Source organism: Caulobacter sp. AVps18 (assembly GCF_058681425.1).
The window spans coordinates 103,195-115,767 of the sequence record NZ_CM178737.1 but is presented as its reverse complement, the minus strand read 5'-3'; the positions used below and the strand labels follow the sequence as shown (position 1 = coordinate 115,767).

General features: G+C 67.4%; 12 protein-coding genes. 9 read left to right on the top strand and 3 right to left on the bottom strand.

Features of this window, described 5'->3' with window-relative positions:
* The first annotated feature begins 10 nt into the window (after nt 1-10).
* The 7 genes from ACW179_RS00465 (at nt 11) to ACW179_RS00435 (ending at nt 7,884) form a co-directional block, all read left to right on the top strand.
* Nucleotides 11-1,666 (top strand): type II and III secretion system protein family protein, encoded by a 1,656-nt coding sequence (locus tag ACW179_RS00465; protein ID WP_492061864.1) that lies wholly within the window; start codon nt 11-13, stop codon nt 1,664-1,666.
* A gap of 10 nt (nt 1,667-1,676) precedes the next feature.
* Nucleotides 1,677-2,402 (top strand): CpaD family pilus assembly protein, encoded by a 726-nt coding sequence (locus ACW179_RS00460; protein WP_492061863.1) that lies wholly within the window; start codon nt 1,677-1,679, stop codon nt 2,400-2,402.
* The gene (locus ACW179_RS00455; RefSeq protein WP_492061861.1) at nt 2,402-3,982 is read left to right on the top strand and encodes an AAA family ATPase; all 1,581 of its coding nucleotides are present in this window, start codon (nt 2,402-2,404) and stop codon (nt 3,980-3,982) included. Before ACW179_RS00460 ends, ACW179_RS00455 begins: the two co-directional genes overlap by 1 nt.
* Nucleotides 3,983-3,988: 6 nt before the next feature.
* On the top strand, nt 3,989-5,506 hold the full coding sequence (locus ACW179_RS00450) for a TadA family conjugal transfer-associated ATPase (RefSeq protein ID WP_492061859.1): 1,518 nt from the start codon (nt 3,989-3,991) through the stop codon (nt 5,504-5,506).
* Between the two features lie 3 nt (nt 5,507-5,509).
* On the top strand, nt 5,510-6,487 hold the full coding sequence (locus tag ACW179_RS00445; protein ID WP_492061857.1) for a type II secretion system F family protein: 978 nt from the start codon (nt 5,510-5,512) through the stop codon (nt 6,485-6,487).
* 12 nt (nt 6,488-6,499) lie between these two features.
* The gene (locus ACW179_RS00440; RefSeq protein WP_492061855.1) at nt 6,500-7,474 is read left to right on the top strand and encodes a type II secretion system F family protein; all 975 of its coding nucleotides are present in this window, start codon (nt 6,500-6,502) and stop codon (nt 7,472-7,474) included.
* 215 nt (nt 7,475-7,689) lie between these two features.
* Nucleotides 7,690-7,884 (top strand): hypothetical protein, encoded by a 195-nt coding sequence (locus tag ACW179_RS00435; RefSeq protein ID WP_492061853.1) that lies wholly within the window; start codon nt 7,690-7,692, stop codon nt 7,882-7,884.
* Nucleotides 7,885-8,057: 173 nt separating this feature from the next.
* Here the strand turns inward: ACW179_RS00435 and ACW179_RS00430 are convergent, their stop codons facing one another.
* Entirely contained in the window at nt 8,058-8,876 is an 819-nt protein-coding gene (locus tag ACW179_RS00430; protein WP_492061851.1) for a tetratricopeptide repeat protein, read from the bottom strand.
* Nucleotides 8,877-8,960: 84 nt separating this feature from the next.
* On the opposite strand from ACW179_RS00430, the gene ACW179_RS00425 reads away from it, so the two are divergent.
* Together ACW179_RS00425 and ACW179_RS00420 are read left to right on the top strand one after the other, a co-directional pair.
* A complete protein-coding gene (locus tag ACW179_RS00425; RefSeq protein ID WP_492061850.1) occupies nt 8,961-10,379 on the top strand; it encodes a leucyl aminopeptidase family protein in 1,419 nt (472 codons plus the stop codon).
* Nucleotides 10,376-11,212, top strand: a complete 837-nt coding sequence (locus ACW179_RS00420; protein WP_492061848.1) for a C40 family peptidase — start codon at nt 10,376-10,378, stop codon at nt 11,210-11,212. The genes ACW179_RS00425 and ACW179_RS00420 overlap by 4 nt, the downstream gene beginning before the upstream one ends.
* A 28-nt stretch (nt 11,213-11,240) precedes the next feature.
* Here the strand turns inward: ACW179_RS00420 and ACW179_RS00415 are convergent, their stop codons facing one another.
* Both ACW179_RS00415 and ACW179_RS00410 read right to left on the bottom strand, forming a co-directional pair.
* The gene (locus ACW179_RS00415; protein WP_492061846.1) at nt 11,241-11,765 is read right to left on the bottom strand and encodes a thioredoxin family protein; all 525 of its coding nucleotides are present in this window, start codon (nt 11,763-11,765) and stop codon (nt 11,241-11,243) included.
* A 106-nt stretch (nt 11,766-11,871) separates the two neighbouring features.
* Entirely contained in the window at nt 11,872-12,507 is a 636-nt protein-coding gene (locus ACW179_RS00410; protein ID WP_492061844.1) for a c-type cytochrome, read from the bottom strand.
* Between the last annotated feature and the right edge of the window lie 66 nt (nt 12,508-12,573).

Genomic DNA, 12,573 nt, shown 5'->3' with positions numbered 1-12,573 from the left:
CTCTTCCTCCATGACACGTCGCCTTCTCGCCGCGCCCCTGGCAGGCCTGCTGATGCTGGGTTCGGGTTCGCCCGCCCTCTCCGACGGCCCCGCCAGCGGTTCGCATACCTATCGCGCCGCCCCCCGCGTCTCGCGTCCCGCGCCGCCGCCGATGGCCCAGTCCGAGCCCGAGCGTCCGCTGAGCATTGACCTGACCGCCGGCGCCGGCGCCCGCGTGCTGGATCTGCCGCTGGGCAAGTCGGCGATCATCGAGTTGCCGACCGACGCGCGCGACATGCTGGTGACCAATCCGCTGGTGGCCGACGCCGTTCTGCGCAGCCCGCGCCGCATCTATGTGCTGGGCCTGACGGCGGGCGCGACCGACGCGGTGTTCTTCGACGCCGCCGGCCGCCGCATCCTGCAGCTGAACATCCGGGTCGGCCAGGACACCAGCCTGCTGTCCTCGACCCTGAGCAATGTCATTTCCGGTGGAACCATCAAGGTGGTGCCGCTGAAGGACAGCGTGATCCTGAGCGGCCTGGTGATGAACGCCGCCGACTCCGAGAAGGCCTCGCGCATCGCCGCCCAGTTCGTCTCGTCGCCGGACAAGGTGCTGAACATGCTCAGCATCGCCGGCAAGGACCAGGTGATGCTTGAGGTGCGCATCGTCGAGGTGCAGCGCAACATCGTCAAGCAGCTGGGCGTCGACCTGAACGCGGTGCTGGGCCAGCTGGGGAATGATCAGTTCAGTTTCGGCCTTTCGCCGACCTTCGGGGTCAATGGCGGCCTGCTGGGCGGCTTGACCAGCGGCTACAAGCTCGACACGACCCAGAAGCCGACCATGGTCGTGCCGTGTTCCGCCGGTGTGACCGGCACCTGCTATCAGGTCGTTACTGACAAGGTCTTCAATACCTTCGATGCCGCCGGCAACCCGGTCACCGGAGTCAACGGCGATACGGCCTCCATAAAGACCACAGCGGGCAGCAAGGCCATCAACTCGGCTAAGGGGATGGTGCAGGCCTTCGAACGCGTGGGTCTGATCCGCACCCTGGCTGAACCCAACCTCACCGTGCTGTCGGGTGAAGCCGGCACCTTCCTGGTGGGCGGTGAGTTCCCGGTGCCGACAGGCCAGGACACGACCGGAAAGGTCACCATCGAGTTCAAGCCCTATGGCGTGGGCCTGGGCTATACGCCCCTCGTCCTCTCGGGTGGCCGCATCTCGTTGAAGCTGTCGACCGAGGTGTCGGAGCTGTCCAGCCTGGGTGCCTATACGGTTTCAAACGGCTCTGGCTCCAGCACCCTGACGGTGCCCGGCCTGACGGTGCGGCGGGCCGAGACCACGGTGGAGCTGCCCTCGGGCGGTTCGCTGATGATCGCGGGCCTGCTGCAACAGACCTCCAAACAGACCATCGATGCGATCCCGGGCATGACCAGCATGCCAGTGCTGGGCTCGCTGTTCCGGTCGCGCGACTTCCTGAACGGCGAGACCGAACTGGTGATCATCATCACCCCCTACATCGTCGACCCGACCAATCCGCGGCATCTGCAGACGCCGGCCGACGGCCTGCAGATCGCCGACGACATGAGCACGGTCCTGCTGGGGCGGCTGAACAAGGTGGTAAAGGCGCCGGCCGGCGCGAACCTCGGGCGCACCTATCAGGGCCCCGTCGGCTATGTGATCGAGTGAGGACGCGGACATGACCCACAACTCCATGCCCCTTACCGTCTCCAGGTCGCTGGCCTTCAGGGCCGGTCTGATCAGCGCCGTTCTCGTGGGTCTGTCGGCCTGCGCCACAACCTCGCCGCCCACCGTGGCCCCGCCCCTGGCCGGGCTGGAGGTGGATCAGTGGCGCGACAGGATCAAGGTTACCAGCGAGCCCGACGAAATCCTGCTGGTGGCGCATGCCGCCGGCGTCTCGGATAATCAGGACGACGCCTTGCGCGCCCTGGTCAGCCGCTGGCTGTCGGCCGAGGCGCGCGCGATCGTGGTCAGCGCCCCGATCGGCGGGACCGATCCGGCTGCGGCGGGCCGCATGGCCGCCCAGGTGCGCGACCGTCTCATCATGTATGGCGCGCCCGATCCCCGCGTGCGGATCGTCGGCTATGACGCTGCGGGCCGCAGCGATGCGCCCTTGCGCGTCGGGTTCGAGTACTTCGTCGCCGAAGGTCCCCGCTGCGGCGACGCCTGGGAGAACCTGGCTGCCTCCCGCAAAAACCAGGCCTATGGCAACTTCGGTTGCGCCATGACCACCAATCTGGCCGCCCAGGTGGCCAACCCCGAGGATCTGCTACGGCCGCGTGACAGCACCCCGGCCGACGCCGGTCGCCGCGACACCGTCATGGGCAAGTACCGCAAGGGCGAGGTCACGTCGTCGGCCAAGGACGAGCAGGCCAAGGGCACCATCTCCAAGGCGATCAACTGATGGCGCGCAATCCCAACGACCAGGACTCGTTCGATCTGGGTTTCGAAGCCGCCGACGAGTTTACCTCGAACGGCGCTGATCCCTGGCGCTCGTCCACCCCCGCCCTGGCTCCGGCCCTGGGCGGTCTGGAGGACCCCTTTGCCGAGTTCCCGCCGGCCCGGCCGCGCGAGCAGAAGATCGTCTCGTTCGACGCCTTCGCCGACGCGCCGTTCACCAGCACCCCGCTGTCGACCAGCACCGCCCCCACGCCGCAAGCCAGCGCGCCGGCCGCGCCCGGCCGCTCAGCCATAGATCGCGTCGGGGCGCTGGAAGTGGCCGCGCCGTCGCCCGCGCCACAGCACGAGCCGATCCACGAGGTTCTCGCCGCCGGCGAAGCCGCGCTGGGCGAAATGGCCGTTCCGCGCATCACCATCCACGCCTTCTGCACCCGGCCCGAGACCGCTGCGATGATCGAGGTGGCCGCCGCCGACCGGCGCATGGCCCGCGCCTCGACCTTGGTGCGCACCGGCGGACTGGACGCCGCCGTCGAGCTCTACCAGAACCAGTCCACGCCCTCGCTGGTGCTGGTGGAGAGCCTGGATGGCGCCCAGCGCCTGCTGTACCTGCTCGACAGCCTGGCCCAGGTTTGCGACCCGGGCACCAAGGTCGTGGTCATCGGCCAGACCAATGACATCGCCCTCTATCGCGAACTGATCCGGCGTGGCGTCAGTGAGTATCTGACCCAGCCGCTGGGCCCGCTGCAGGTGATCCGTGCGGTCTCTGGTCTCTATGCCGATCCGGCCGCGCCGTTCGTCGGCCGCCAAGTGGCTTTTGTCGGTGCCAAGGGCGGGGTAGGGGCCTCGACCCTGGCCCATAACTTCGCCTGGTCGATGTCCGAGCGGATGCAGACGGCCACCGTGATCGTCGACCTGGATCTGCCGTTCGGCACCGCGGGCCTCGATTTCAACCAGGATCCGCTGCAGGGCGTGATCGACGCCCTGACCCAGCCCGATCGCCTGGATCCGGTGCTGATGGATCGCATGATGGTGCGCTGCGGCGACCGTCTGTCGCTGTTCGCGGCCCCCGCCACGCTGGACCAGGACTATGAGATCGGTCCCGAGGCGTTCGAGGAAGTCACCCAGAAGATCCGTGGCGCGGCGCCCTTCGTGGTGCTGGACCTGCCCCATAGCTGGGCCGCATGGACCCGAAAGGTGTTGATCGACTCCGACGACCTGGTGGTGGTGGCGACGCCAGACCTGGCGTCCCTGCGCAACGCCAAGAACATCGTCGACCTGGTGCGTCAGGCCCGTCCCAACGATGCGCCGCCGCGCCTGGTGCTCAATCAGGTGGGCGTGCCCGGTCGGCCCGAGATTCCCGTCAAGGATTTCGGCGAGGCCCTGGGCGTCACGCCCTCCCTGGTCTTGCCTTTCGATCCCAAGTCTTTCGGCCAGGCCGCCAACAACGGCCAGATGGTCGGCGAGGTGGCGCCCAAGTCCAAGGCCGCCGAAGGCATCGACTACCTGGCCCAGCTGATCAGCCGTCGCGAGCCGCCTGCGGCTGCGAAGACCTCGATTCTGTCTGGCCTGTTCAGGAAGAAATAGCCTCGAATGTTCGGCAAGCGCGACCAGAACCCCGTTTCGGACCGTCAGGCTCCGCCCCCGGCTCCGGCCGGCGGATCGGCGATCGCCACGCGCCCCCAGCGTGTGGAACCGGCCCCCGAGCGCGGCGCGCCATCGCCCAAGGTCGCGTCGCCCAAGGCTGCATCGCCCAAGGCCACAGCGGGCTTCGACCAGATGCGCGCCGCCCAGGGTGCCCAGGGCGCGCAGGTCGCCACCCAGGTGGTGCGCGAGCAGAGCGACTACTACCACGCCACCAAGACCACGATCTTCAACGCCCTGCTCAACACGATCGACCTGAGCCAGCTGGCCCAGCTGGATCTGAAGGCGGCGGCTGAAGAGATCCGCGACATCGTCGCCGAACTGGTGGCGATCAAGAACGTCTCGATGTCGGTCTCCGAGCAGGAGCATCTGGTCCAGGACATCATCAACGATGTGCTCGGCTATGGCCCGCTGGAGCCCCTGCTGGCCCGCGACGACATCGCCGACATCATGGTCAACGGCGCCCACCGGGTGTTCATCGAAGTCAGCGGCAAGGTTCAGCTGACCAATGTGCGCTTCCGCGACAACCTGCAGCTGATGAACATCTGCCAGCGGATTGTCAGCCAGGTCGGCCGCCGGGTCGATGAAAGCTCGCCGATCTGCGACGCCCGCCTGCCCGACGGCAGCCGCGTCAACGTCATTGCGCCGCCGCTGGCTCTGGATGGTCCCACCCTGACCATTCGGAAGTTCAAGAAGGACAAGCTGACGATGAAGAACCTGGTCGACTATGCGTCGATCAGCCCTGAAGGGGCGAGGGTTCTGGGCGTCATCGGCGCCTGCCGCTGCAATATCGTTATCTCTGGCGGTACAGGCTCGGGCAAGACCACCCTGCTCAACACCCTGACCGCCTTCATCGACCCAACCGAGCGGGTGGTGACCTGCGAGGACGCCGCCGAACTGCAGCTGCAGCAGCCGCACGTGGTTCGCCTGGAAACCCGGCCGCCCAACCTGGAAGGCCAGGGCGCGGTGACCATGCGCGATCTGGTCAAGAACTGCCTGCGGATGCGTCCCGAACGCATCATCGTCGGCGAAGTCCGCGGCCCGGAGGCCTTCGACCTGCTGCAGGCCATGAACACCGGCCACGACGGCTCGATGGGGACGCTGCACGCCAATACCCCGCGTGAAGCCATCAGCCGGATCGAGAGCATGATCACCATGGGCGGCTATGGCCTGCCCTCGAAGACCATCAAGGAGATGATTGTCGGCTCGGTCGACGTCATCGTCCAGGCGGCCCGTCTGCGCGACGGCAGCCGCCGCATCACCCACATCACCGAGGTCGTCGGGCTGGAGGGCGATGTCATCGTCACCCAGGACCTGTTCGTCTACGAAATCACCGGCGAGGATGCCGATGGCAAGGTGGTGGGCAAACATCGCTCGACCGGCATTGCCCGCCCGCGCTTCTGGGACCGCGCCCGCTATTACGGCCTGGAGCGCGAGCTGGCCGAAGCCCTCGACGCGGCGGAGTAGTCCATGCTGTTCGTGCTGGCCGGGATCCTGGGTTTCATCGCCATCGCCGGCGTTGGTTTCGCCTTCGCGGGCGGCGACCAGAATGCAGCCCGCACGGCCAAGCGTACCCAGGCCATCGCGGGCGGCGGCGTGCGCGACGCCACGGCCCGCGCCAAGGCCGTGGCCAACACGCCCGACGCCCGCCGCAGGCAGATCCTGAAAACTCTCAAGGAACAGGACCGCCAGCAAAAGAAGGCGTCTGTCACCATCGCGGCGCGCCTGCGCCAGGCGGGCCTTGGCGAGAAGGTCAAGGTGTTCTGGATCATCAGCGGTGTGGTCGCCTTGAGCGTGGGCCTGGTGGTCATCATCCTGAGGCAGCACCCCCTGATCGCCCTGGGCGCTGCCTTCGCCGCCGGCTTTGGTCTGCCGCGCTGGGTGGTTGGTTTCCTGGCCAACGCCCGGGTCAAGAAGTTCACGGAATCCTTTTCCGACGCCATCGACATCATCGTTCGCGGCATTCGCTCGGGCCTGCCCGTCAATGACTGCCTGAAGATCATCGGCAAGGAATGCCCGGAGCCTTTGGCCGGCGAGTTTCGCGCCCTGACCGAGAATGTCGGCATGGGCATGCAGATGGATGTGGCTCTGGAGAAGATGTACGAGCGCATGCCCACCAACGAGCTGCGCTTTTTCGCCATCGTGCTGTCGATCCAGCAGAAGACCGGCGGCAACCTGGCCGAGGCGCTGGGCAACCTTTCGACCGTCCTGCGGGCCCGCAAGCTGATGGGCGAGAAGATCAAGGCGCTGTCGGCCGAAGCCGTGGCCTCGGCCTTCATCATCGGCTGCCTGCCGCCGGGCGTGGTGGTGCTGATCACCGTGACCTCGCCGGCCTATATGCAGCCTCTGTTCACCGACCCGCGCGGCCACCTGATGCTGCTGGCGGGCGGCATCTGGATGGCCATCGGCATCTTCGTGATGCGCAAGATGATCAACTTCAAGTTCTAGGAGAGCATCATCATGATCGGCATGCTCACCAACCCGTCGAACCTGCTGACGGCCTTTATCGCGGTCGTGGTGTTCGCCACCATCATCACCCTGACCGCGCCGATGATGACCGACCGGGGCCTGGAGGGGCGTCTGAAGTCGGTAGCCAACCGCCGCGAGGAGCTGCGCCGCCGCTCGCGCGAGGCCATCGCCCAGAAAGGCAGCGCCAGCACCCTGCGTCACACCGACACCGGGATGTACAAGAACATCGTCGACCGCCTGCAGCTGTCGCGCCTGCTGGAAGATCCCAAGGTGGTCGACAAGCTGGCCCAGGCCGGCTTCCGGGGGCCGCAACCGGTCTCGACCTTCTACTTCTTCCGCTTCGTGATGCCGTTTGTGTTCGCCGTGGTCACGGCCTTCTACATCTATGTCATCAACGATTTCGGCCTGCAGCCGATGCAGAAGATGTGCGTCTGGGTGGCCGCCCTGGCCATCGGCTACTATGCACCCAACGTCTATATCCAGAACGTCGCCACCAAGCGCCGCGAGTCGATCGTGGCAGCCTTTCCCGACTCGCTGGATCTGCTGCTGATCTGCGTCGAGAGCGGCATGTCGATTGAGGCGGCCATCCAGAAGGTCGGGGCCGAGGTCGGAACCAGCTCCATGGAGCTGGCCGAGGAACTGAGCCTGCTGACGGCAGAGCTGTCCTACCTGCCCGACCGGCGCATGGCCTATGAGGGCCTGGCGCGGCGGACCAACCACCCCGGCATCAAGTCGGTGTCGACGGCCATGATCCAGGCCGAGCGCTATGGCACGCCGCTGGGCAGCGCCCTGCGGGTGATGGCCAAGGAAAACCGCGAACTGCGTCTTTCGGCGGCCGAAAAGAAGGCCGCAGCCCTCCCGGCCCAGCTGACCGTGCCGATGATCCTGTTCTTCCTGCCGGTGCTGTTCGTGGTGATCCTCGGGCCGGCGATCATCAAGATCCAGGACGTGATGGGCAAGGGCTAGAGCAAGGTACGCGATGCGGGAATCGCCCGCCTTGCTCTAGCTTTTTGTTTGCGCATCGCTTTTGCCGAAAACCGGCGGCCACTTTTCCGCGCGATGCTTTAGCCGACCAGGCTGGACGCCCACTCTCCCTAAAGGCGGTTTTCCGCGCCAGGGCACAACCTTCGGCGCCGTTCTTGCGACGCTGCTCCCAGTCACTTTGATTTGGGACAGTCGGCATGAAACGCTCGCGAACTCGACGAAATCTGCGCCGGGATTTCCTGGGGGACGAAACCGCCAGTTCCATGGTCGAGACCGGACTGGTGCTGTCACTTTGCGCGGCCATGGTGCTGGTCGTGCGGGAGATGGTCACCGGCCCGCTGATCCAGAGGTTCGTGATGGCCGCAAAAGCGCTGGAGCGAGCGCTGAACTGAGGAGAGCGCGTCCCGGCCCGCGGGCTTCTGGTCCCGGGCCTCTCTTCAGGATCGCCGCCACCTGGGCATTAGGCGGCCTGGTCTCACGGCGGGTGGCGGCTCGTTTTGCAAAGCGGTGCCGCACAAGTCGCCCGCCGCACCTCGCGTGACGTGTTGTTGGCCCGCTTGGGCGGTCAGCTGCCGGCCTTCAACGCTTCCCACGACCGGGGCTGGATCGAGCCGGCCCCCTGGCCGGTGGCGGCGCGCAGCCAGGCCAGGTTGTTGGCCACCGACTCCGGAGGCAGGTCCTGGCGGGCCAGCTTTTCGGCCTCGCCGATGCGACCTTGCAGGCCGATCACCAGGGCGAGGTTCTGGCGCACCTGAATGGTCGAGGAGGGCAGGGCGGCGGCGCGGCGCAACTGAGCCTCAGCCCCGATCAGATCGCCCTGGGCCGCCAGGTGCATGGCGTAGTTGGCGTTGGGCGCGGCTTCGTTGGGGGCCAGGGCGATGGCCTGGCGATGGGCGGCCAGGGCCTCGTCGTCGCGCTGGGCCTGCTCATAGGCCACGCCCAGCAGGCTTTGCGGACGCCAGTCCTTCGGCGCCAGTGTGGCGGCGCGGCGGGCCGGTTCGATGGCATAGAAGCCCTGGCCGCGCGCGATCTGGGCGCGGGCCGACTCCAGCAGGCCTTCGACATTGTCGGGCGAAACGATCAGCACCCTGGCGATGGCTGCGGCGGCGTCGTCATAGCGGCCCAGGGCGCGCAGGGCCTGGGACAGTGCGACCCCGGCCTCGGTGTCGCGGCCGTCAGCCTCGAACTCGGCGCCCCAGAAGGCGGCCCGGGCCAGAGGATCGCTGCGGCGGGCCTCGGCGCGCTGGGCCGGGGTGGCCTTGCGCGGCGTAGCCTGTGTGGCGGCGGGGGTCTCGACCTTGGGCTCGGCGGCATAGGCCATCGACCCCAGCGACAGCAGGGCGGGGGCGAGGAGGGTTGCGAGCAGCGCGCGCTTGCGACACATGGAAGACGAGTCTCCAAAAGGTTCGCGCATCCTCGCCGCGCGGCCCTCAAGGAATCGTTAAGCATAATTCTTAAGGGCCGCGACATGTTGGACAGCCACCCCTTTCTCGCCGCCGACACGGCCGGCGCGATCCCGGTCCACCCGCTGTTTGAGGCCGAGGTCGAGGCGTTCCTGGCGGCCCGCCGTCCGGCCGTGCGGGCTATTGCCGTTCAGAACCAGTTCCGCGCCAAGGCCGGCCAGGTGCTGGTGATCTCGGGTCCCGGTGGTCAGGTCGAGCGGGTTTTGATGGGGCTGGGAACCCGTACCGCCGTTGATCCGGGCCTGTTCCGGGGGCTGGCCGCCAAGCTGCCGGCCGGCGACTATGCTCTGGCCCGCCTGCCGCGCGGCCTGGACGCCGCCGAAGCCGCCGTCGCCTTCGCCCTGGGCCTCTATCGCTTCGACCGCTACCGCAAGCGCCCCGCAAGCCCGGAAGGGAGCGAGGCCGGGCCGCGTCTGGTCGCGCCCAAGGGCGTCGATATAGCCGCCGTGCTGGCGATCAGCCACGCCTGCGCCCTGGTCAAGGACATGGTCAATACCCCGGCCAACGACATGGGGCCCTTGCAGATCGAGACCATCGCCCGCGAGATCGCCCAGCAGCACGGCGCCGAGCTGTCGGTCGTCGTCGGCGATGATTTGCTGGAGCAGAACTATCCCGCCGTCCATGCCGTGGGCCGGGCCGCCGTTCCCCATCGCGCGCCGCGCATTCTGGAGATGACCTGGGGCGACCCTAGCCATCCCGTGCTGGCCCTGGTCGGCAAGGGCGTAGTGTTCGACAGCGGCGGCCTGGACATCAAGCCCTCGGCCGGCATGCGGCTGATGAAGAAGGATATGGGCGGCGCCGCCCACGCCCTGGCCCTGGCCCGCATGGTCATGGGTGCCGGGCTGCCGGTGCGGCTGGTGGTGCTGACCCCCGTGGTCGAGAACGCCATCAGCGGCGACGCCATGCGCCCCGGCGACGTGCTGCAGACCCGGGCGGGCCTGACGGTGGAGGTGGGCAATACCGACGCCGAGGGCCGGCTGATCCTGTCTGACGCCCTGGCGCGAGCCGGCGAGCACAGGCCTGTCCTGACCCTCGACATGGCCACCCTGACCGGCGCGGCGCGGGTGGCGCTGGGGCCGTTCGTCATCCCGTTCTGGACCCCTGACGAGGCTCTGGCCGGCCAGATCGCGGCGGCGTCGAAAGCGACCTTCGATCCCCTGTGGCGTATGCCCCTGACCGAGGCCTACGGCGAGTCCATCGAGAGCGAGATCGCCGACCTGCAGAACGACTCCGCGGCCTGGGCCCAGGCCGGAGCGACGACGGCGGCCCTGTTCCTGCAGAAGTTCGCGCCGACGGATGGCAGTTGGGCCCATTTCGACCTCTATGCCTGGAACCCCAAGGGGCGGCCGGGCTATCCCGCCGGCGGCGAGGTTCAGGCCATCCGGGCGCTGTTTGCGATGCTGAAAGCCAGGTTCCCGGCATGAGCCCGCCCGATCGCAGAGTGACCCTGCTGCGGAACGGCCTGGCCGACCGCCGGCTGGAGGGTCTGGTTGCCGCCGACCGCTTTGCTGACGCCACGCCCATGCAGGCCAGCGCGCCCATCGCTTCGATCCGCAAGGCGCCCGCACCAGACGCCGAGCAGGAGGACCAGCTGGTCTTCGGCGAACGATTCGACGTGCTGTTCGAGGAGGGCGACTTCGCCTTCGGCCAAGCCCGCCGTGACGGCTATGTGGGCTATGTGACCCGCGACGCCCTGTCGGCCCCGGTGCTGGCCCCTACCCATCGCATTGCAGCCCTGCGCAGCTATGCCTTCAGCGCGCCGGACATCAAATCGGCCATTGTCGGGCTCTACAGCCTCAACGCCCTGGTCACCATCGAGGCGCAGAAGGGCCGCTTCGTGCGTGCCGCTCGGGCCGGCTGGTTCCCGGTCGAGCACCTGGCCCCCATCGGGACCGGCGAGAGCGACTATGTGGCCGTGGCCCAGCGTTTTGTCGGTGCGCCCTATCAGTGGGGCGGGCGGGAGTCGCTGGGGCTGGACTGCTCGGCCCTGGTCCAGCAAGCCCTGGCCGCCTGCAACCGGGCCTGCCCGCGCGATACGGACATGCAACGGGGCTTCTTCCCCGAAGTGGCGGAGGCCGAGCGCCGCCGGGGCGACCTGGTGTTCTGGAAGGGCCATGTGGCGATCCTGCTGGACGCCGACACCATCCTGCACGCCAATGCCCACCATATGGCCACCGCCATCGAGCCCCTGGCCGGGGCCATCGCCCGCATCGAGGCGGCGGGGGTCGGCGCTCCGCTGGGCTACCGGCGGGTTTGATCCTTCTCCTGCATGGGGAGAAGGAACTCTATTTCACCCACTTGGCCAGCCAGTTGGCCATCTGCTGGGGCTTAGTGTGTTGCTTGTCGGTGACGTTGATCAATTCGCGGCGATTCAGTAGCGCGCCGGTCTCGTCAATGATGAGAAGGGCAGGGACGCCGATCAGGTCGTCCGGGCCAATTCCATAGCGCAGCGGGATGTCCATGTTGCGGTCCAACCGATCCACATCCACCGTGACGATCTCGTAGTGTGCGTCGAGGAAGCTCTTGACCTCTGGCAGGCGCATGACGCCCGCCAGGATCCGGCAGTCGCCGCACCAGTTGCCACCCAGGTCGATCAGCAACAGCTTGTGGGCCGCCTTGGCCCGAGCGGCCGCCGCCGCGACCTCGGCCTGGGCGTCAGCCTTGGGATCATAGGGATAGGGTAGGGGCCTGGGCAGTTGAGCGCTGCTGGACAGGCTGACCTTGGGAGGCTTGGCGGCAAAAGCCGAACCGGGAACGGCTGCCAGCAAGGCGGTCAGCGCGACTGCAGCGGCGATAGCGCGAAGGGTCATAGCGGAATGATCCGATTAAGCTGTACCGCCTGTATATCCGGGTCTCCGGATAGAAAAAGGGCCGCGAAGCGAACTTCGCGGCCCTCGTTCTTGTCTGATCAGGCGATCACTTCGCGGCGGGTGCCTCGGCCGGGGCCGCTGCAGCGCCAGCTTCAGGAGCGGCGGCTGCGGCGTCGGCCGGTGCGGCGGCCGGCTTGGGGGCCGGCACGGGCAGGGTCGAGCCCAGGCTGTGCAGATAGGCGATGATCGCCACCCGATCTTCCGGCTTCTTCAAGCCGACGAAGGTCATGTTGGTGCCGGAGATGTACTTGCCCGGCGCTTTCAGGAACTCGTACATGTGGTCATAGTCCCACACCGGGTTCTTGGCACCGAATTCCTTCATCGCGCCGGAATAGGCAAAGCCGGCATGCGAACCCGGCTTGTGGCCCAGAATGCCGTACAGGCCAGGGCCGATGCTGTTAGGGTTCGACGGGTCCAGCTTGTGGCAGGCGCTGCACTTGGCGGCGACGGCCTCACCAGCGGCGATGTTGGCCGGCAGCAGCAGGGCGGTGCCCCAGTCGGGCGCGACTTCGACGGCAGCAGCAGCGCCGCCTTCGGTCGGCTCTTCGACCGCGATCTCGTAGCCGGCCTTTTCAGGCTCGTGCTTGTTGAACACGATGGTCGACGCTTCACGCAGACCAAAAACGATCAGGGCGGTCAGCAGCACGCCACCAGCAATTTTGTTGAACGTCAGGTCGCTCATCTCAGCTTGTCAGCCTCTTATCGGCCTGTCCGTAGACGGGCCCAATTCCACGGCGAGGAATCTCTC

Bases quoted from the DNA above. Each gene is read 5' to 3' on its own strand.
- ACW179_RS00420 (WP_492061848.1), top strand. From the start codon at position 10,376: ATGAGCCCGCCCGATCGCAGAGTGACCCTGCTGCGGAACGGCCTGGCC.
- ACW179_RS00440 (WP_492061855.1), top strand. From the start codon at position 6,500: ATGATCGGCATGCTCACCAACCCGTCGAACCTGCTGACGGCCTTTATC.
- ACW179_RS00465 (WP_492061864.1), top strand. From the start codon at position 11: ATGACACGTCGCCTTCTCGCCGCGCCCCTGGCAGGCCTGCTGATGCTG.
- ACW179_RS00435 (WP_492061853.1), top strand. From the start codon at position 7,690: ATGAAACGCTCGCGAACTCGACGAAATCTGCGCCGGGATTTCCTGGGG.
- ACW179_RS00410 (WP_492061844.1), bottom strand. From the start codon at position 12,507: ATGAGCGACCTGACGTTCAACAAAATTGCTGGTGGCGTGCTGCTGACC.
- ACW179_RS00450 (WP_492061859.1), top strand. From the start codon at position 3,989: ATGTTCGGCAAGCGCGACCAGAACCCCGTTTCGGACCGTCAGGCTCCG.
- ACW179_RS00445 (WP_492061857.1), top strand. From the start codon at position 5,510: ATGCTGTTCGTGCTGGCCGGGATCCTGGGTTTCATCGCCATCGCCGGC.
- ACW179_RS00425 (WP_492061850.1), top strand. From the start codon at position 8,961: ATGTTGGACAGCCACCCCTTTCTCGCCGCCGACACGGCCGGCGCGATC.
- ACW179_RS00430 (WP_492061851.1), bottom strand. From the start codon at position 8,876: ATGTGTCGCAAGCGCGCGCTGCTCGCAACCCTCCTCGCCCCCGCCCTG.
- ACW179_RS00460 (WP_492061863.1), top strand. From the start codon at position 1,677: ATGACCCACAACTCCATGCCCCTTACCGTCTCCAGGTCGCTGGCCTTC.
- ACW179_RS00455 (WP_492061861.1), top strand. From the start codon at position 2,402: ATGGCGCGCAATCCCAACGACCAGGACTCGTTCGATCTGGGTTTCGAA.
- ACW179_RS00415 (WP_492061846.1), bottom strand. From the start codon at position 11,765: ATGACCCTTCGCGCTATCGCCGCTGCAGTCGCGCTGACCGCCTTGCTG.